At 61.6% G+C, this 19573-nt stretch carries 18 protein-coding genes, 1 tRNA gene and 1 pseudogene; 15 read left to right on the top strand and 5 right to left on the bottom strand.

Annotated features, from left to right (window positions below):
* Positions 1-111: 111 nt before the first annotated feature.
* The 8 genes and pseudogenes from JKV55_RS12695 to arsJ all read left to right on the top strand — a co-directional run bounded on the left by JKV55_RS12695 (position 112) and on the right by arsJ (position 6925).
* Positions 112-1083 carry a PstS family phosphate ABC transporter substrate-binding protein gene (locus JKV55_RS12695; RefSeq protein ID WP_202085982.1) on the top strand — a complete coding sequence of 324 codons (972 nt, stop codon included), beginning with the start codon at positions 112-114 and terminating at the stop codon, positions 1081-1083.
* Between the two features lie 117 nt (positions 1084-1200).
* Positions 1201-1661, top strand: a pseudogene (locus tag JKV55_RS12690) (arsenate reductase ArsC).
* Between the two features lie 5 nt (positions 1662-1666).
* On the top strand, positions 1667-2377 hold the full coding sequence (gene arsH / locus JKV55_RS12685; protein WP_202085974.1) for an arsenical resistance protein ArsH: 711 nt from the start codon (positions 1667-1669) through the stop codon (positions 2375-2377).
* Positions 2378-2400: 23 nt separating this feature from the next.
* Positions 2401-3423, top strand: coding sequence for an ACR3 family arsenite efflux transporter (gene arsB / locus JKV55_RS12680; protein WP_202085968.1), 1023 nt, complete (start codon positions 2401-2403; stop codon positions 3421-3423).
* 30 nt (positions 3424-3453) lie between these two features.
* Positions 3454-3960: a phosphatase domain-containing putative toxin gene (locus tag JKV55_RS12675; protein ID WP_202085966.1), complete on the top strand. Its 507-nt coding sequence runs from the start codon at positions 3454-3456 to the stop codon at positions 3958-3960.
* A gap of 216 nt (positions 3961-4176) precedes the next feature.
* Positions 4177-4590: an arsenate reductase ArsC gene (locus JKV55_RS12670; protein ID WP_202085964.1), complete on the top strand. Its 414-nt coding sequence runs from the start codon at positions 4177-4179 to the stop codon at positions 4588-4590.
* A gap of 75 nt (positions 4591-4665) precedes the next feature.
* Positions 4666-5676 carry an ArsJ-associated glyceraldehyde-3-phosphate dehydrogenase gene (locus JKV55_RS12665; protein ID WP_202085962.1) on the top strand — a complete coding sequence of 337 codons (1011 nt, stop codon included), beginning with the start codon at positions 4666-4668 and terminating at the stop codon, positions 5674-5676.
* 16 nt (positions 5677-5692) lie between these two features.
* Entirely contained in the window at positions 5693-6925 is a 1233-nt protein-coding gene (gene arsJ, locus JKV55_RS12660; RefSeq protein ID WP_202085960.1) for an organoarsenical effux MFS transporter ArsJ, read from the top strand.
* 90 nt (positions 6926-7015) lie between these two features.
* Here the strand turns inward: arsJ and JKV55_RS12655 are convergent, their stop codons facing one another.
* On the bottom strand, positions 7016-7783 hold the full coding sequence (locus JKV55_RS12655; RefSeq protein ID WP_202085958.1) for a metalloregulator ArsR/SmtB family transcription factor: 768 nt from the start codon (positions 7781-7783) through the stop codon (positions 7016-7018).
* A gap of 131 nt (positions 7784-7914) precedes the next feature.
* On the opposite strand from JKV55_RS12655, the gene JKV55_RS12650 reads away from it, so the two are divergent.
* A complete protein-coding gene (locus JKV55_RS12650) occupies positions 7915-8187 on the top strand; it encodes a hypothetical protein (RefSeq protein ID WP_202085956.1) in 273 nt (90 codons plus the stop codon).
* Between the two features lie 332 nt (positions 8188-8519).
* Entirely contained in the window at positions 8520-8981 is a 462-nt protein-coding gene (locus JKV55_RS12645) for a GNAT family N-acetyltransferase (RefSeq protein WP_202085954.1), read from the top strand.
* Between the two features lie 81 nt (positions 8982-9062).
* On the opposite strand, the gene JKV55_RS12640 is transcribed toward JKV55_RS12645, so the two are convergent.
* Positions 9063-9139, bottom strand: a tRNA-Pro gene (locus tag JKV55_RS12640).
* A gap of 178 nt (positions 9140-9317) precedes the next feature.
* Between JKV55_RS12640 and tadA the strand changes: the two genes are divergently transcribed.
* The gene (tadA, locus tag JKV55_RS12635; protein WP_202085952.1) at positions 9318-9809 is read left to right on the top strand and encodes a tRNA adenosine(34) deaminase TadA; all 492 of its coding nucleotides are present in this window, start codon (positions 9318-9320) and stop codon (positions 9807-9809) included.
* Between the two features lie 3 nt (positions 9810-9812).
* Here the strand turns inward: tadA and ppx are convergent, their stop codons facing one another.
* The 3 genes from ppx to JKV55_RS12620 all read right to left on the bottom strand — a co-directional run bounded on the left by ppx (position 9813) and on the right by JKV55_RS12620 (position 13938).
* Positions 9813-11300 (bottom strand): exopolyphosphatase, encoded by a 1488-nt coding sequence (ppx, locus tag JKV55_RS12630; protein WP_202085950.1) that lies wholly within the window; start codon positions 11298-11300, stop codon positions 9813-9815.
* 6 nt (positions 11301-11306) lie between these two features.
* Positions 11307-13361, bottom strand: coding sequence for a polyphosphate kinase 1 (gene ppk1 / locus JKV55_RS12625; RefSeq protein ID WP_202085948.1), 2055 nt, complete (start codon positions 13359-13361; stop codon positions 11307-11309).
* Between the two features lie 76 nt (positions 13362-13437).
* A complete protein-coding gene (locus JKV55_RS12620) occupies positions 13438-13938 on the bottom strand; it encodes a glycine cleavage system transcriptional repressor (RefSeq protein ID WP_202085945.1) in 501 nt (166 codons plus the stop codon).
* 153 nt (positions 13939-14091) lie between these two features.
* On the opposite strand from JKV55_RS12620, the gene JKV55_RS12615 reads away from it, so the two are divergent.
* From JKV55_RS12615 to phoU, 4 genes are read left to right on the top strand one after another with little or no spacing between them, the layout of a single operon-like run.
* Complete coding sequence (locus JKV55_RS12615; protein WP_202085943.1) at positions 14092-16311, top strand: ABC transporter permease subunit; 2220 nt, start codon at positions 14092-14094, stop codon at positions 16309-16311.
* 15 nt (positions 16312-16326) lie between these two features.
* Positions 16327-17976, top strand: coding sequence for a phosphate ABC transporter permease PstA (gene pstA / locus JKV55_RS12610; RefSeq protein ID WP_202085941.1), 1650 nt, complete (start codon positions 16327-16329; stop codon positions 17974-17976).
* A gap of 30 nt (positions 17977-18006) precedes the next feature.
* Complete coding sequence (pstB, locus tag JKV55_RS12605) at positions 18007-18825, top strand: phosphate ABC transporter ATP-binding protein PstB (protein WP_304952623.1); 819 nt, start codon at positions 18007-18009, stop codon at positions 18823-18825.
* A gap of 12 nt (positions 18826-18837) precedes the next feature.
* Positions 18838-19545, top strand: coding sequence for a phosphate signaling complex protein PhoU (gene phoU / locus JKV55_RS12600; protein WP_202085939.1), 708 nt, complete (start codon positions 18838-18840; stop codon positions 19543-19545).
* Positions 19546-19573: the final 28 nt, after the last annotated feature.

The following is a 19573-nucleotide window of genomic DNA, read 5'->3' as shown; positions in this document are numbered from 1 at the left end:
CTCTCTCTGTCTTCTTGTCATAAAAGCGTCACTTTCGGTTCATATAGTTGTCATCACCGGCGGCAATACTGGCCGCGTCTTGAAAGACCGAACTCAGATTGGAGATTAAGGATGAAATTGAACAAACTGGTAACAGCTCTTGGATTGACCGCCGCCCTGGCGTCCGCCTCCGCCCTGGCCGCCGTGGACGGCAGCCTGTCCGATTACGAGAAAGTCAGCGGCATCTCCGGCAACCTGTCTTCCGTGGGTTCGGACACCCTGGCCAACATGGCCACCCTGTGGGCCGAAGAGTTCAAACGCAGCTACCCCAACGTCAACGTGCAGATCCAGGCCGCCGGCTCCTCTACCGCTCCCGCCGCCCTGACCGAAGGTACCGCCCAGTTCGGCCCCATGAGCCGGGCCATGAAGGACAACGAGATCGAAGCCTTCGAGAAGCGCTACGGTTACAAGCCGACGCCGGTACGGGTGGCCATCGATGCCCTGGCGGTGTTCGTGCACAAGGACAACCCCATCGAGGGCCTGAGCATCGACCAGGTCGACGCTGTCTTCTCCAGCACCCTGAGCTGCGGTAATAATGAGCAGATCACCCGCTGGGGCCAGACCGGCCTGTCCGGCGACTGGAGCAACCGCGATATCCAGCTGTACGGCCGCAACTCCGTGTCCGGTACCTACGGCTACTTCAAGGACGAAGCCCTGTGCAAGGGTGACTTCAAGAACAACGTGAACGAGCAGCCCGGCTCCGCCTCCGTGGTGCAGTCCGTGTCCTCTTCCCTGAACGCCATCGGCTACTCCGGCCTGGGCTACAGCACCTCCAGTGTGCGCGCCGTGCCCCTGGCCGAAGCCGGCTCCACCGACTATGTTGCCGCCACCGCCGAAAACGCCATCAGCGGCGAGTATCCGCTGTCCCGCTTCCTGTACGTTTACGTGAACAAGCACCCCAACGAGCCCCTGGGTCCGATGGAAGCCGAGTTCGTCAAGCTGATGCTGTCCAAGCAGGGCCAGGAAATCGTGCACAAGGACGGTTATGTGCCGGTGCCCGCCGCCGTGGCCGAAGCCGACCTGAAAAAGCTGGGCCTGATGTAAGCTTCCATCGCCGTCATCGCAGCTTGAACCCCGGGGAAACCCGGGGTTTTTTTATGGTTTACATATTTGAATTTTCATATATTCTTTTATCCATATTTGCTCCTCCCCTCGAAGGTGATGATGAAAATCCTCTTCCTGTGCACCCATAACGCCTGCCGTAGCATATTGGCCGAGGCTCTGTGCCGGCACCTTGCCGGTGGCCGTGTTGAGGTGGCCAGTGCCGGCAGTGTCCCGGCCGGGTGCACCCCCGTACCCTGGCCTTTCTGGCGGAGCAGGGCATAGACGGCAGCGGACTTTACAGCAAGAGCTGGGAGCAATTGGCGGAGTTCCGGCCCGATCTGGTGATCACCGTCTGCGACCAGGCGGCGGGAGAGAGCTGCCCGCTATGGTTCGGCCAGGCGGTCAAGGCCCATTGGGGTCTGACCGATCCCAGCCGACTGGCCGATGACGCCGCCGCCCGCCGGGGCTTCGAGCGGCTTGCCACCCTGCTCTCGGAGCGCATCCGGGGCCTGCTGGCTGCCGAGGCGGGACAACGGACGCCGGAGCAACTGCAAGACCTCATCAACCGTCTGGGATAAGCTATATGAGTCACGATCTGCCCAACCTCGACCTCGATGCCTTCCGGCTGCCTTCTCTCGCCGAGCTGGGCGCGGAGGAGGGGGCCCGCCCACCCCGTATCCTGCTGCTCTATGGCTCGCTGCGCAGCCGTTCCTACAGCCGGCTGCTGGTGGAAGAGGCGGCCCGGCTGTTGCGCCTGATGGGCGCCGAGACCCGCATCTTCAACCCTTCCGGCCTGCCCCTGCCCGACGACTGCGACGACGACCATCCCAAGGTGCGGGAGCTGCGCGATCTGGCCGACTGGTCCGAAGGCCAGGTGTGGTGTTCTCCCGAGCGCCACGGTGCCATGACGGCGGTGATGAAGGCCCAGATCGACTGGTTGCCTCTGTCCACCGGTGCCATCCGCCCGACCCAGGGCAAGACCCTGGCGCTGATGCAGGTGTGTGGCGGTTCCCAGTCGTTCAATACCGTCAACCAGTTGCGAGTGCTGGGCCGCTGGATGCGGATGATCACCATCCCCAACCAGTCGTCGGTGCCCAAGGCGTTTCTGGAGTTCGACGAAGGCGGGCGGATGAAGCCCTCCGCCTACTACCGACGGGTAGTGGACGTAATGGAAGAGCTGATGAAGTTTACCCTGCTCACTCGCGGCCGGGCGGACTATCTGGTGGATCGCTATTCGGAGCGGGTGGAAAGCGCCGAGCAGCTGTCGGCCCGGGTCAATCAAAAATCCATATAAACCAACCATAAGGTCATTAAGAGATGGGACTGTTCGAACGTTACCTGTCGTTGTGGGTCGGCCTGTGCATCCTGGCCGGCGTTAGCCTGGGCAGCCTGCTGCCCAGCGGTTTCGCCCTGGTGGCGGGGCTGGAATTCGCCCACGTCAACCTGGTGGTGGCCCTGTGCATCTGGGTGATGATCTACCCCATGATGGTGCAGATCGACTTTTCCGCTATCAAGGACGTGGGCAAGAAGCCCAAGGGTCTGTTGCTGACCCTGGTGGTCAACTGGCTGATCAAGCCCTTCACCATGGCGGCCCTGGGCTGGCTGTTCTTCCGGGTGCTGTTCGCCGACTGGGTCGATCCGCAAAGCGCCGGGGAATACATCGCCGGCATGATTTTGCTGGGGGTGGCACCCTGTACCGCCATGGTGTTTGTGTGGAGCCAACTGACCAAGGGTGATCCCAACTACACCCTGGTGCAGGTGTCGGTGAACGATCTTATCATGGTGTTCGCCTTCGCCCCCATCGCCGCCTTCCTGCTGGGGGTGAGCGATATCGTCGTGCCCTGGGATACCCTGCTGTGGTCGGTGCTGCTGTACGTGGTGCTGCCGCTGCTGGGCGGGGTCTATACCCGGCGGCGACTGGAGCGGCGTGGTGACGGTCGCCGGCTGCAGCCCTTTATCCAGCGCATCAAGCCGCTGTCGGTGGCGGGCCTGCTGGCGACGGTGGTGCTGCTGTTCGGCTTCCAGGCGCCCACCATACTGGCCCAGCCCCAGACCATAGTGCTGATTGCCATACCGCTGCTGATCCAGACCTACGGCATCTTCGCCATCGCCTACGGCGCCGCCAAGGCGATGAAGCTGCCCCACAATATCGCCGCGCCGGCCTGCATGATAGGCACTTCCAACTTCTTCGAACTGGCGGTGGCGGTGGCCATCTCCCTGTTCGGGCTGCACTCGGGAGCGGCGCTCGCCACCGTGGTGGGGGTGCTGGTGGAAGTGCCGGTGATGCTGTCGCTGGTGGCCATCGCCAACCGCACCCGGCACTGGTTTGCCTATAACTGATTTTATTGAACTGCAACCCAAGGAAAGACGATGTCGCAACACCCTTTTGATTATCTCACTCTCGGCGAAGGCCGGGGCCGGCTGATCCTCACTCCCTGCCCGGGCACCAAAGAGTCCTCTCTGGAGGCCTCACTGACGCAATTGCGCGACGCCGGTGCCGCCGCCGTGCTGACCCTGATGCCGGGGGAGGAGCTGGAAAATAACCGGGTCACCGCCATGCCGGCCTTGTGCGAGGAACTCGAGCTGGCCTGGTTCCACCTGCCGGTGGAAGACGACGCCGCCCCCGAAGCCGCCTTCGAGCAGGCCTGGGCCGGAGCGCGTGACCAGGTGCTGGCGCTGCTGGCTCAGGGCCGGGATGTGGCCATTCACTGCAAGGGCGGCTCGGGCCGTACCGGCCTGATGGCCGCCATCATACTGCTGGCCCTGGAGGCGCCGCTGACCGAGGCGGTGCAACGGGTGCAGGCGCTGCGGCCCAGGGCCCTCGGCCTGGCACCACACCGGGACTATTTGACATCCCTGGCCCTTGAGGACCGCTGACCTATGGCTCACCGGTAGCGTGATATTCAGCCGGTGAGCTGGAGTGCCTCTTGCTTATCAGCGCCCTGCCAGTGATGGCAGGGCGATTTTGTATTTTGGCCTTACGGCAACCATAACGGACCGGGATGGTATCGCTAATTTACAACTTTACATATTCACAAATATAAATATAATTTATTTCATATATCTGAATTGGTTAATGTGATGAGGGAGCGGGTGCTGTTTATCTGCACGGAAAATTCGGCGCGCTCACAGATGGCTGAAGCCTTGCTACGGCACCATGCTTCCCACATGTTTGATGTCTTCAGTGCGGGCCCGGCCCCTCAAACGGTTGATACCCGAGCCATCGAGTCGATAGAGCGCTTTGGTCTGTCGGGTGAGGGGTTGGTATCCAAAGCCGTCGACCTGTTTGCGGACAGGTACTTTGATTTTGTCATCGTGCTGTGTGACAGGGCGGCCAGGGAGTGTGAGCTACCCCAAGCCTACGGCACCTGCCTGATGTGGGATTTCGAGGATCCCAAATCGAGGGCCGGTCAGCGGCCATTTGACCTGACGCTGAGAGAACTGAATGAGCGGATCAAACTGTTTGTTCTCATTCAGTCCAAAAACGATGGAACCCTTATGCCGTAGCAAGCCGGTAACGTTGTTACGGCTGAATACCAACGTATTTCTTTACAGTAAGTTATTCCTGAATGAGGTGATGATATGGCGATCAAGGTAGGTATCAACGGCTTCGGCCGCATGGGGCGGCTGGCGCTGCGCGCGGCCTGGGCATGGGACGACGTGGCGTTCGTGCAGATCAACGATCCGGCCGGTGACGCGGCCACCCTGGCGCACCTTATTACCTTCGACTCGGTGCACGGCCGCTGGACCCAGGAGGCACGGGCCGAAGGAGAGGAAATGGTGATAGGCAACCAACGCATTGCCTGCACCCGCAACAAGGCCATAGCCGATACCGACTGGTCCGGCTGCGACGTGGTGATCGAGGCTTCCGGCAAGATGAAGAGCAAGGCCCTGCTGCAGGCCTACCTGGATCAGGGGGTGAAGCGGGTGGTGGTGACGGCACCGGTGAAGGAAGAAGGGGTACTCAACGTGGTGATGGGGGTGAACGATCATCTCTATGACCCGGCGCTGCACCCCATTGTCACCGCCGCTTCCTGCACCACCAACTGCCTGGCGCCCGTGGTCAAGGTTGTTCACGAGCAACTGGGAATTCGCCACGGCTCCATGACCACCATCCACGACATCACCAACACCCAGACCATTCTGGACGCCCCCCACAAGGATCTGCGCCGGGCCCGGGCCTGCGGCCAGAGCCTTATTCCCACCACCACCGGCTCGGCCACCGCCATCACCCATATTTTCCCCGAGCTCAAGGGCAAGCTGAATGGCCATGCGGTGCGGGTACCCCTGGCCAACGCCTCGCTCACCGACTGTGTATTCGAGGTGGAGCGGGCCACCACGGAAACGGAGGTGAACGCCCTGCTCAAGGCGGCGGCGGAAGGTGAGCTGAAGGGTATCCTCGGTTACGAGGAGCGGCCCCTGGTGTCGGTGGACTACAAGACGGATCCGCGCTCCAGCATCATCGACGCCCTGTCCACCATGGTGGTCAATGGCACCCAGGTGAAACTGTATGCCTGGTACGACAACGAATGGGGCTATGCCAACCGCACCGCCGAGCTGATGCGCAAGGTGGGTCGGATTGACCAGGCCTGAGGCGGAGACGATGTTGATGCACAGGCTGGCCGCACTCCCGTCCGAGATCAGGCAGTACCTGATCGTCACCGGTAACTACTGGGCCTTTACCCTCACCGACGGCGCCCTGCGCATGCTGGTGGTGCTGCATTTCCACGGGCTGGGCTACAGCCCGCTGGAGATCGCCCTGCTGTTTTTGTTCTATGAGGTATTCGGGGTCATCACCAACCTGGTGGGGGGCTGGCTCGGCGCCCATCTCGGCCTCAACAAGACCATGAATATCGGTCTGGCGTTGCAGGTGGTGGCCCTGGCCATGCTGCTGGTGCCGGCGGCCTGGCTGACGGTGCCCTGGGTGATGGCGGCCCAGGCGCTGTCGGGCATCGCCAAGGATCTCAACAAGATGAGCGCCAAGAGCTCGATCAAGCTGTTGGTGCCGGCCGACGCCCAGGGACAGCTGTACAAGTGGGTGGCGCTGCTCACCGGCTCCAAGAACGCGCTCAAGGGCTGCGGCTTTTTCCTCGGCGGTGCCTTGCTGAGCCTGGCGGGCTTTCGCGCCGCCGTACTGCTGATGGCCCTGGGCCTGGCCCTGGTCTGGCTGTTCAGCGTGCTCAGCCTGAAGCGGGACCTGGGCCGGGCCAAAAACAAGCCCAAATTCCGGGAGATTTTTTCCAAGAGCCCGGCCATCAACGCCCTGTCGGCGGCGAGGATGTTCCTGTTCGGTGCCCGTGATGTCTGGTTCGTGGTGGCACTGCCGGTGTTCCTGGCGTCCCGCTTCGGCTGGGATCACTGGTCGGTGGGCAGTTTCCTGGCGTTGTGGGTGATCGGCTACGGCCTGGTGCAGGGCCTGGCGCCACGGCTGACCGGCCGGCAACAGGGGCAGGTGCCGGATGGCCGCCATGCCCTGGGCTGGGCGCTGCCCCTGGTGCTGGTGCCCTGGGTCATTGCCCTGGCGCTGCAGGCCGGTCTTTATCCGGCGGCCAGCCTGGTGGGCGGGTTGCTGGTGTTCGGCGTCCTGTTTGCGATCAACTCCTCCCTGCACAGCTACCTTATCGTCAGTTATGCGGGCGCGGATGGGGTGTCCCTCGACGTGGGCTTTTATTACATGGCCAACGCCATGGGCCGGCTGCTGGGCACAGTGCTGTCGGGCTGGGTTTACCAGCAATACGGGCTGGAGGCCTGTCTCTGGGTATCGGGCGGCTTCATTCTGCTGGCGGCGCTGATCTCGACCCGTTTGCCCCGCCATTCTTCATCTCATCAAGGGCCGACCTGAGGCCGCGCCGGCTTTCCATTGGCAACGCCTCCGCGCCGGTAACGGCGGGGAGGCGTTTTTGTGATGGGAAAGAGCCGGAGGCGATAACGCCTATGCGCTGGCTTGTTGTGGCCGATCACTCATGTTGTCGATACGCGTCTTGCTTTCGTCGATCAGGTCAGCGCAAGCGTCATGGGTGAGCCGAATGACGTCCAGCATCCAGGGGGCCAGGGCGGGGTTCAACTGGTAGTAAACCCATTGCCCATGTCTCTGATCAAGCAAGATACCGCACTTGCGCATCAGGCCGAGGTTGCGTGACACTTTGGGTTGTGCCGCAGTCAATGCCTCGGTTAATTCATAGACACAGAGCTGCCCAAAAGCATGGATGAGCAGACAGATTTTCAACCTCACCTCATCACCGATACATTTGTAGAAATCAACGGCGCCGAGAGGCTCTTTTGGCGCTGTCGCAATCGTTTTGCTGTTTACCAGAATGAACAGGCGAATACGTTCATTGATTTCCTGCAAGGTCTTGATAAAGGCCTTGGGATCCTCGCTGGCTCTGGGATCCGCAAAATCCCATGCCATCACGACACCATTGACCGGCCAATCCTGGCATTCCCGGTGGGCCTTTTCGCACAGTGAAATGACAAAATCAAAGCGTTCACTGGGAAGATTGGCCAAAGACTTGGATTGTAATCCTTCGGTACTGATACCCAAGGATGACAAAGCGTCCAAGGTTCCCTGGGCAACAGATTCCGGGGCCGTGCCGGCACTGTACACTTCGAACTGATCTCCGCCATGCTGACGCAGCAGTGCTTCCGCCATCAACGAACGAGCCGAGTTGGCGGTACACAGAAAAAGCACGCGTTTCTTCATCTTCGGGCCTGCAGGCTGTTTTGACATGCTTTTAGTGTACAAGTTGAAAATGATATATTCAATTTAATAAATATGTAATATTTTATATGTAGCATCAGCGTTGAACCAAATCACTTATGGAAGATAGTACGATGAAAAAACTGACAATTGCTTCTATGCTGACGTTCGGTCTTCTGGCGGGTGCGGCCCAAGCCAGCGAGTTCAATCTGCCGGGATTCGTCACCGAAATTGAGGATGGCCGTTTGTGGGTGTTCAAGGAAGGTTCGGCGGAGCTGGAAGAATTCAAGCAGCATGGCGAGCCGGCCAAGCAGTTTTCCAATATTGGCGTGGGCCCCAACGGCATGACCGTCAAGACCGCCAGCCAGGAAACCATGGACGAATACCTGAAAGAGCTGAACAAGTAATCTACGGGTTAGGGGCCGGTCAGGTTCACTGACTGGTCTTTATGGCTCCTCCATTGCGCTGGCTTCCGCTCGACGCCCATATCCTTTGCCCACCGCTATGCGTTCCAGCGCAGTCAACACGCCGGTAGCCCTGTCTTGACGAAGTTTCCTTTCCCTCTACCCCTGATCTGTTGTCAGGTTGTGTTTGGTGCCGACAATTGCCGGTACTGAGCCACCAAGCGGCTCTGCTGCTCAAGGCGGACACGAGAAATATGACAAAGCGGCGATAAAGCCGCTTTTTTCTTGCGGACAACTGTGGCTAGATAGGGGGCAGTGTATGGGCAGGAGTCATTATGGAAATCAGGAAGATCCGCAGCGGTGAAACCAGCAGTATCTGGCGTTTGCTCCACGATACCGTGCACCGTATCAACCAGGCCGATTACAGCAAGAGCGAGCTGGCGGTGTGGGCGCCTGATGAGTATGACGAGCCGAGCTGGGTCAGCCGCTTTATCCGCACCCGGCCGCTGGTGGCGATGGACGGCAAGTTCCTGCTGGGCTTCGCCGAGCTGAGCGACGACGGCCGAATCGATCTCTTCTATGTGCATCATGCCCGCCAAGGCGAGGGGATAGGCCGGGCGCTGATGCAGCGGCTGAAGGCGGAAGCTGCTTCCCGTGGCTTGTACCGGCTCTACTGCGAGGCCAGCATCACCGCACAACCGTTCTTCGAGGCCATGGGCTTCGTTTACCTGGAGCAGCGCCAGCTTAAGCGTCGTGGTGAGCAGGTGTCGGTGATATTGATGGAATACAAGGCCTGAAGACAGGGCGACGATTTCCGTTGCCGGCCGGATTGCAGGCAACAAAAAACCCACCTGAAGGTGGGTTTTTCGAGGGTATTTTGGTCGGCGTGAGAGGATTTGAACCTCCGACCCCTGACACCCCATGACAGTGCGCTACCAAGCTGCGCTACACGCCGAAGTGGGGCTAACTATATAGATGGCCCGCACCCGCTGCAAGCCTCTTTTTTATGATTTTGGCGCGTTTGGCGCTTTCTTGGGCATTGTTGTGCTTTTTTCATCATTTTCCTTATCAGTTCCGCCTTGGCTTGCAGCCGTGCCGGCTTTTGCCATAATACGCGGCCTACGGAGGCGGTGATGAACGAACAAGACGAATACTGGATGCGCCGGGCCATGACCCTGGCGGCGCGGGCCGAGCTGGAAGGGGAAGTGCCGGTGGGCGCCCTGGTGGTGCTCGACGGCAACTGCATCGGCGAGGGCTGGAACCAGTCCATCGGCAGCCACGACGCCACCGCCCATGCGGAGATCATGGCGTTGCGCCAGGCCGGCCAGGCCATCGGCAACTACCGGCTGCTGGACTGCACCCTTTATGTGACCCTGGAGCCGTGCATGATGTGCGCCGGCGCCATGGTGCACAGCCGTATCCGGCGGCTGGTTTACGGCGCCGCCGACGCCAAGACCGGGGCGGTGGACTCGGTGCTGCGGCTGCTGGCCACCCCAGGCCTCAACCATCAGGTGCTGTGGCAGCCGGGGGTGCTGGCCGAGGCCTGCTCCACCCAGCTCAGCCGTTTCTTCCAGCGCCGCCGGGCGGAGAAAAAGGCCGCCAGGAAGCAGGCGGCCGGACAATAACCGTCAACCTTTCACCAGCACCATCTTCCAGTCCACCTTGGCCTGATAGGCCTGCTCCCGCTCCAGGGTGGTGAGCAGCAGGTGGTTGCTGTCGCACCAGTCGGCGGGCAGGTTCAGGCGCAGTTCGTCGTTGGCTCCGAGGCCGAGCTCGAGGGGGGGCAGCACCCCGTCCTGGCGGCGGCGGTTGAGGGCCACCGCCAGGCGCAGCAGCCGCACCAGGCGCCACAGCTGCTGCTCCGGCAGGTAGTTGAGGGGCTCAAGCTCCGACAGCCTGAGCGCCTTGCGATGAAAGCGCACGAGGGCGGACAGGGCCTTCTGCTCTTCCTGGGTAAAGCCGGGCAGGTCGGCGTTGCTCAGGATATAGGCGGAATGGCGGTGGATACCGGTAAAGTTGATATGCAGCCCCACCTCATGCAGCAGGGCGGCCCCGCCCAGCAGATCGGCGAAGCCCTCGTCCAGCTGCCAGCCGGTGCGCACCTGCGCGAACAGCGCCAGCGCGGTTTGTCTGACCCGCTCGGCCTGGCGGGTGTCGATGGCGTATTCCCGGCTCAGGGCCTGGACGGTGTTGACCTGGGTATCGTGGTGGGTGGCCCGGCCGAAGAAGGCATAAAGCAGGCCTTCGCGCAGGGCGCCGTCGGAAAAGCCCATCTTGTCGAGATTGAGGCTGCGGAAGAGGCCGAGCAGTATCGACAGGCCGGCGGCGATCAGCGGCTTGCGATCCTCGCCCAGGCCGGCGATGTCCGCCTTGTCGATATGACCGGCCTTGATCAACTGGCTCTTGATGTGCAGCAGGCCGGGCAGATCGATCACTGGTTCCTGGGTGATGGCCGAGCACATTTCCAGCAGGGTCTTGATGGTGCCGGAGCAGCCCTGCACCTGGTCCCAGCCCAGGCTGAGGTAGCGGCCCATCACCGGCGCCAGCTGGTACTCGGCCGCCTCGATGGCCTGTTCGAAGTTCTCCTCGGCCAGGCGGCCGTCGGCGAAGTACTTGCGGGTGAAGCTCACGCAGCCCATGCTGCGGCTGGACACCAGCTTGCAGTCGAAATCCCGGCCTATGATAAGCTCGGTGCTGCCGCCGCCGATGTCGATCACCAGCACCTGGCCCTGGGTGTTCTGGGTGTGGGCCACGCCCTGGTAGATCAGGCGGGCTTCTTCGTTGCCGCTGACGATGTCGATGGGAAAGCCCAGGATCTGCTGGGCCTGGCGCACGAACTCCTTGGCGTTGGCGGCTTCGCGCAGGGTGAAGGTGCCCGCCACCCGCACCTGGGTGGCATGAAAGCCGCGCAACCGCTCCCCGAACAGCCGCAGGCAGGCGAGGCCCCGCTCCATGGCTTCCTGGCTGAGCAGGTTCTGGTCGTCCAGGCCGTCGGCCAGCCGTACCCGCTCTTTCAGGCGGTCGACGATGCGCAGGCTGTCACCGTGGTAGCGGGCAATCACCATATGGAAGCTGTTGGATCCGAGATCGATGGTGGCAACGTACTGATCGGTCATGCGGGGTTATCCCTCCAGGGCTTTCAGATAATCATAAATAGCGGTCTGGGAGCGGATTTTACGCCTGTTGCCTCTGTCTACATAGCGATTAGTCTGCTCGGCATCGATGAGCCGTGCCTTGGTGGTGTCGTTGAGCTGGATCTCGAGGATGTCGATGATGCGCTGGCGCAGCACCGGATCCAGGATGGGGGTGGCCACTTCCACCCGGAAGTCCAGGTTGCGGGTCATCCAGTCGGCGGAGGAAATATACACCCTGGGCTGGCCGTTGTTGTGGAACACCATCACCCGGGGATGTTCCAGATAGCGGTCCACTATGCTGATGGCGCGGATATTATCGCTCACACCGCTCACCCCCGGCACCAGGGAGCACATGCCGCGCACGATGAGATCGATACGAACCCCGGCCTGGCTGGCGCCGTAGAGCCGGTTGATCAGGCCTTTGTCCACCAGGTTGTTGAGCTTGAGGGTGATGCTGGCGGGCAACCCCTGACGGGCGTTGGCGATTTCCGCGTCGATCAGGCCGTAGAGGCCGCGCCGGGAGTTGATGGGCGACACCAGCAACTGGTTGAACTTGGCCCGGCGGTAGGGCTGGCGGATAAAGTCGAACACCGCCGCCACCTCGCCCGTGATCTCCGGGTTGGCGGTGAGCAGGGAGAAATCGGTGTAGATATTGGCGGTTTTCTCGTTGAAGTTGCCGGTGCCCACATGGGCGTACTGTACCAGTTGCTCCCCTTCCCGGCGGGTGACCAGGCACAGCTTGGAGTGCACCTTGAGGCTGGGCACCCCGAATTCCACGGTGACACCGGCCTCGGTCAGGATCTTGGCCCATTCGATATTGGCGGCCTCGTCGAAGCGGGCGCGCAGCTCGATCACCACGGTCACCTTCTTGCCGTTGTTGGCGGCATCCAGCAGCGAATACATGATGCGCGACAAGGAGGCCACCCGGTACACGTTCATCTTGATGCTGAGCACCGCCGGGTCGAAGGAGGCCTGGCGCACGAATTCGGTGACATGGCTGAAGCTGTGGTAGGGGAAATACAGCAGTATGTCGCGCCGGCGGATGGCATCGAAGGAGGAGGGGCTGTCCTTGAATTCACGGCTCTTGAGCGCGGGCAGCGGCCTGTTCACCAGGTGCTTGCGGCCGACGTTGGGAAAGCCGATGAAATCCTTGAAGTTGTGGTAGCGGCTGCCGGACATCACCGCATCGTGGCCCTGGATCCTGAGCTTGCGCACCAGGGTCTGCACCATCTCCGGCGGCATTTCCCGGTCGTGCACGAAGCGCACCGGCAGGGCGGTGAGCCGCTGCTTGAGGCCGTCGCTCATCTTTTCGAGCAGGCTCTGGTCGAGCTGGTCGGACAGATCGTATTCTGCGTCCCGGGTCATCTTGAAGGAATAGGCGTGGATATCGTCGTACTCGAAAAAGCCGGCGAACAGCTCGTTCAGGCACAGCCGGATCACGTTGTCCGTGATGAGGATGCTCTTCTTGCGCCGGCTCTTGCCCGGGGGCAGCACCACGAAGCGGGGCAGCACGTCGGTGGGGATCTCCACCAGGGCATAATGGCGCTCCTCGCCCTTGATCATGCCCACGCACAGGTAGGTGTATTCGTCCTTGAGAAAGCGCACCGGATCGATCTCGGCGCGCAGTATGATGGGGGAGAGGTAGGCCCGCACCTCGTTGTCGAAATAGCGCTTGACCCAGGCTTCCTGCTCCGGGGTCAGCTGGTTTTCGTTGAGCAGGAAGATGTTCTGCCGGGCCAGGGTGACGATCAGCTCCTTGTAGACCTCGTCGAAGGTGTTGGCGAGCCTGACCACCTTCTGCTGGATATTCCTGAGCAGGGAGGCGGCGCCGTTGGTCTTGCCCTGATCCGCGTCTATCATCACCTGGCGCTTGACGTCGGACACCCGTACCTTGAAAAACTCGTCCTGATTGTTGGAAAAAATACCCAGGAAGCGCACCCGCTCGATCAGGGGTACGCTTTTATCCATGGCTTCCTGCAAGACCCGTTCGTTAAACGACAGCCAGCTTAACTCTTTTTCCTGATACCACTTGTCCGTGCTCATTATTATTCCTGTCAAACGGGATTCTTCAGTTTCAGGCACTTTTTATGACAGAGTTTTATGACAGTTTTGTGACGACTCAGCCGAGTTCGATGTCCACCACCAGATCGTCGCTCAGGGCCTCCAGCCGGGATTGCAAATCGCCCAGGGTCTGGCCGTGGGGCAGGATCAGGGTGCTGCTGGCCTCGAACAGCATGATGCCGGTAACCGGGGCCGGATGGCTGTCGGTCTTCAGGGTTTTGACGCTGATATGGAGCTGGTTCAGCACGTCGGTGACTTCGTCGACGATACCGAGGCGATCGTTGGCGGTTACGGTCAGGGTCAGGTGCTGGCCCTGGGGCTGGGGCTGCCGGCCTTCCACCAGTTGCACCTGGAAGTCGGGCAGCCGGGTCAGGGCCTGGCTCAGGGCCTGGCAGTGTTCTTCCGGTACCCGGATTTCGACGATACCGGCGAAATAGCCGGCCAGTTCGCTCATGGCGCTGCCTTGCCAGCTGCCGTGGTGCTGTTTGATAAGGGCGGCCAGTTGTTTGACCAGGCCGGTCTTGTCGGGACCAATGAGGGTGGCGACCAGGGTTTTCATCCGTTCTCTCCTTGGAAAAATAAGTTACCGCCTGTTCAAGATACACCTTTCCGACATTTTTTACAGGCATCTGCCCGCTCGGGCCCGGGTGTAACAAAACTGTCATCTGCCCGCCATAGAATGGGCGCAACTGAACATCTACCGAGGTGACTGATGTCAACCGAAACCCAAACCATGGCGCTGTCGGGCAGCAAGGGCCGCTGGCTCAAAGACCGACTGGCACAAATCGGGGTAACCACCGGCGGGATACTGGTGCTGGTTGCCCTCTTGTTGATTTTTTTCTACCTGCTGTACGTGGTGAAGCCCATCTTCGACGGCGCCAAAGTGGAGCCGGGGCAGCAGATCGCCCTGGCAAGCCAAGGCCGTACCCTGCTGCTGGGGGTGGAAGAGCAGAACGAGCTGGTTTACCACTTCGACGACCGGGGGGAAGTCGGCTTCTACTCCCTGCCCCGGCGGGGCGAGCGGGTGTTCGGCGCCCGGGTGGAGGGCGAAGTGACCAGCGTGGCGCGCAGCACCACCGGTAACATGGTGGCCTACGGCCTGGCCGACGGTCGCTTCCTGGTACTGGCACCCAAGTTCAACGTCAGTTATCCGGACAATATCCGTACCATTATGCCCGAAGTCGTGTTTCCCTTCGGTGAGCGTCCGCTGGTGCTGGACGAGCAGGGCCGCAGCCTGAGCCAACTGCACTTCGCCCGCAGCGGCAACAACCTGCTGGCCGCGGCCGTGACCGAGGACGGCCGTGGCATCCTGACCCGCTTCGCCGGCAAGGAGAACTTCCTCACCGGCGAGCTGGAGCTGACGGCGGAACAGGTGACCATTCCCGGCCTGCCCGAGCGGGTCGATCAGCTGTTGTTGACCCCCAACCTGCGTTTTATGTTTGCACGCAGCGGCAACGCCGTGTCCATCTATGACGTGCGCAATATCGACAGGGTAAGTCTGCGCAATGTGCTGGAAATGAATACCCCCGGCGGCAACATCACCACCCTGGCCCTGCTGGCCGGCGGCAACTCGCTGCTGGTGGGCAACGACAACGGCAAGGTGTCCCAGTGGTTCGAGGTGGCCAAAGACGGCAAGCGCGAATTTACCTTTATCCGCGAGTTCCAGGCCGGCGGCGCCGTCGAGCTGATCACCCCGGAAGTCCATCGCAAGGGTTTTATCACCGCCTCCGCCAACGGCAGCCTGGATATCTTCCACACCACCGGCGGCACCCGCCTGTTTTCCGAGCGACTGGCGGGGGACGGGGTCTCGGCCCTGGCCATTTCGCCCCGTAATTCCCTGTTGTTGTTGCTGGACGGCGAGCGGCTGTCTACCTTCCGTATCGAGAACGAGCACCCCGAGGTGACCTGGCGCGCCCTGTGGACCAAGGTCTGGTACGAAGGTTATCCCGAGCCCCAGTACGTGTGGCAGTCCACCTCCGGCAGCAATGATTTCGAAGCCAAGCTGAGCCTGGTACCCATCTCCTTCGGTACCCTCAAGGCCGCCTTCTACGCCCTGCTGTTCGCGGTGCCCATCGCCATCGCCGGCGCCGTCTATACCGCCTATTTCATGTCGCCGGGGCTGCGCAAGGTGGTCAAGCCGACGGTGGAGATCATGGAGGCCCTGCCCACCGTTATCCTCGGTTTCCTGGCCGGACTCTGGCTGGCGCCGCTGATCGAAAGCCACTTGCCGGGGGTGGTGATACTGCTGGTGCTGCTGCCCCTGTCGGTGCTGGTGACGGCCTTCGTCTGGCACCACCTGCCCAAGCAAGTCAAGAACGCGGTGCCGGAAGGCTGGCAGAGCGTGCTGCTGCTGCCGGTGGTGGTGCTGGTGGGCTGGGCTTCCTTCGCCTTCAGCCCGGCGGTGGAGAACATCTTCTTCGGCGGCAATGCCAGGAGCTTCCTCACCAACGAGCTCGGCATCGGCTTCGATCAGCGCAACTCCCTGGTGGTGGGCATCGCCATGGGCTTCGCGGTGATACCGACCATCTTCTCCATCGCCGAGGATGCGGTGTTCTCGGTGCCCAAGCACCTGACCAACGGCTCCCTGGCCCTGGGCGCCACGCCCTGGCAGACCCTGACCCGGGTAGTGATGCTGACCGCCAGCCCCGGCATCTTCTCGGCGGTGATGATGGGCCTGGGGCGGGCCGTGGGCGAGACCATGATAGTGTTGATGGCCACCGGCAACACCCCGGTGATGGATTTCAGCATCTTCGCCGGCATGCGCACCCTGGCTGCCAATATCGCGGTGGAAATGCCGGAAGCCGAGGTCAACAGTTCCCACTACCGGGTGCTGTTCCTGGCGGCCTTCGTGCTCTTTGTATTCACTTTCCTGTTCAACACGGTCGCGGAATTCGTTCGCCAGCGGCTGCGTGACAAATACAGCTCAATGTAAGGGGCGAGACGACTCATGACTAAATGGTTTAAATCGGGGGCGCCCTGGATCTGGCTGACCGGCGGCGCGGTCAGCCTCAGCCTGGTGGCGGTGTTGGGCCTGTTGCTGCTGATCGGCTGGCGCGGCCTCACCTACTTCTGGCCCCATACCATCTATGAATGGCAACTGAGCTCGCCCGAGGGGGAGCGTTATACCGTCATCGGCGAGATCCACGATCGGGAAGCGGTGCCCGTGGCCCAGCTGCGCGGCGCTGGCCTCACCCTGGAAGGGGTGACCGAGGACACCCTGACCCGTTACCTGGTGAAGACCGGCAACCGGGAATTCGTGCCGCTGGACTTCCGCTGGCTGTTGGAGACCAATATTGTCTCCCGCGACACCCCGGCCGGGCTGGCGGTGCTGGAACGCTCCAACCACGGCAACTTCTACGGCTACGTGGAACGGGTGCTGGAAGGCGATCGGGCCCAGGGCGGTGACCTGCGCGAGCAGCTGCAAAGTCGTATCGAGCGGGTGCTCGAACTCAACAAGCAGATGAAGCAGCTGCAGCGGGGCGAGATCGGCAAGATCAACTTCCAGCTGGAAAAGCTGCGCCTGCAACAGCGCAAACTGGAGCTGGACGGCAAGGCCACCGAGGAGGCTATCGCCGATATCCGTGCCCGGGAGCAGCAACTGCGCGCCGACTATCAGGTACTGGAGCGGGAACTGTTCGAACTGCGCGATCAGGCCCGCCGCGACAGCGTGGTGGTGCGCGACATGCGCGGCCAGGAAGTGACCCTGTCGCTCGGCAACCTGCTGGACGTGGCCTGGCCCAACGACATGGGCACCCTGGCCAAGACCGCGCACTGGTTCAAGCAAATCGGCAAGTTCATCACCGGCGAGCCGCGGGAAGCCAACACCGAGGGCGGGGTCTTCCCGGCCATCTTCGGCACCGTCTTCATGGTGATACTGATGGCCATCATCGTCACCCCCCTGGGGGTGGTGGCTGCCATCTACCTGCACGAATACGCGGGCAAGAACAGCCTGACCAAGATCATCCGCATCGCGGTGATCAACCTGGCGGGGGTACCTTCCATCGTCTACGGGGTGTTCGGCCTGGGCTTTTTCGTGTACATGCTGGGGGGCTCCCTCGACAAGCTGTTCTACCCGGAGGCGCTGCCCACGCCGACCTTCGGCTCGCCCGGGGTGCTGTGGTCGGCCCTGACCCTGGCGATACTGACGCTGCCGGTGGTGATCGTCTCCACCGAGGAAGGCCTGTCGCGCATTCCCAGCGCGGTGCGCCAGGGCTCCCTGGCCCTGGGCGCGACCCAGGCGGAAACCCTGTGGCGCATCATCATCCCCATGGCCAGCCCGGCGATCATGACCGGCCTGATCCTGGCCATCGCCCGGGCCGCCGGGGAAGTGGCCCCGCTGATGCTGGTGGGGGTGGTGAAGCTGGCGCCCAACCTGCCGGTGGACGGCAACTTCCCCTACCTGCACGTGGAGCGCAAGTTCATGCACCTGGGTTTCCATATCTACGACGTGGGCTTCCAGAGCCCGAACGTGGAGGCGGCGCGGCCCCTGGTGTACGCGACCTCCTTCCTGCTGGTGACCGTCATCGTCGGGCTCAACCTGACCGCCATCGGCATTCGCAACCACCTGCGTGAAAAATTCCGCTCGCTTGACCAGTGATCAAGACAGCCATAGCTTTGAGGTAACAAGATGATTAACGTAGCACCGACCATGACCCAGGACGCCGTACTCGATATCAGCCAACTGAGCGAAGAGCAGACCGCCCTGGAAATCCGCGATCTCAGCCTGTTCTATGGCGACAAGCAGGCGCTGTTCAACGTGGACATGAAGATCGCCAAGGGCCAGGTGACCGCCTTTATCGGCCCGTCCGGTTGCGGCAAGTCGACCCTGCTGCGCTGCATCAACCGGATGAACGATCTGGTGGACAGCTGCCGCATCGAAGGCGAGATCCTGCTGCACGAGCAGAACATCTACGGCAAGGGGGTGGATGTGGCATCCCTGCGCCGTCGGGTGGGCATGGTGTTCCAGCGGCCCAATCCCTTCCCCAAGTCCATCTACGAGAACGTGGTCTATGGCCTGCGCCTGCAGGGCATCAACGACCGGCGCCGGCTGGACGAGGCGGTGGAGCGCTCCCTGCGCGGCGCCGCCTTGTGGGACGAGGTCAAGGACCGGCTGCACGACAACGCCTTCGGCCTGTCCGGCGGTCAGCAGCAGCGGCTGGTGATCGCCCGGGCCATCGCCATAGAGCCGGAAGTACTGCTGCTGGACGAGCCGACCTCCGCCCTGGATCCCATCTCTACCCTGGTGATCGAGGAGCTGATCAACACCCTCAAGAACCAGTTCACCGTGGTGATAGTGACCCACAACATGCAGCAGGCGGCGCGGGTGTCGGATCATACCGCCTTCATGTACATGGGGGAGTTGATCGAGTACAGCGACACCAATACCCTGTTCACCACGCCCAGCAAGAAGAAGACCGAAGACTATATTACCGGACGCTACGGTTAAGGATCCCGAACCATGGACAAGATCAATCTCAAGAAGCATATCTCCGGCCAGTTCAACGTGGAGCTGGAGGGGGTGCTGAACCAGGTGCTGGTGATGGGCGGCCTGGTGGAGCAACAACTGAGCGACGCCATCACCGCCATCCACGAGCAGGACATGGACATGGCCCGGCAAATCGTGGCCAACGATCACAAGGTCAACGGCCTGGAGGTGCAGATCGATGAGGAGTGCACCCGCATCATCGCCAAGCGCCAGCCGGCGGCCTCCGACCTGCGCCTGGTGCTGGCCATCATCAAGACCATCACCGATCTGGAGCGCATCGGTGATGTGGCCAAGCGCATCGGCATGATGCTGCTGGACAACGCCAACAAGAAGCAGCCGCCGCTGGTGTCGATGGAGAACATGGGCCGACGCACCGTCAAGATGCTGCACGAGGCGCTGGACGCCTTCGCCCGCATGGATGTGGAGGCGGCCATCGAAGTGCACAAGGAAGACGACAAGGTGGATCGGGAATACGAGTCCATCATCCGCGAGCTGATGACCTTTATGATGGAAGACCCGCGTACCATCCCCCAGGTGCTGAACGTGCTCTGGTGCGCCCGCTCCCTGGAACGGGTGGGGGACAGGGTGCAGCATCTGTGCGAATACATCATCTACTTCGTCAAGGGCAAGGACGTACGCCATATCAGCGACGAAGATATCCACAATATGCTGGGCAGGTAGATACGACAAGGCCGCGCGATGCGGCCTG

Origin of the sequence: Zobellella iuensis (assembly GCF_016746085.1) — a bacterium.
GTDB lineage: Bacteria > Pseudomonadota > Gammaproteobacteria > Enterobacterales > Aeromonadaceae > Oceanimonas > Oceanimonas iuensis.
Note: the sequence above shows the minus strand (reverse complement) of the source record. Positions and strands in the feature narration are given on the sequence as shown.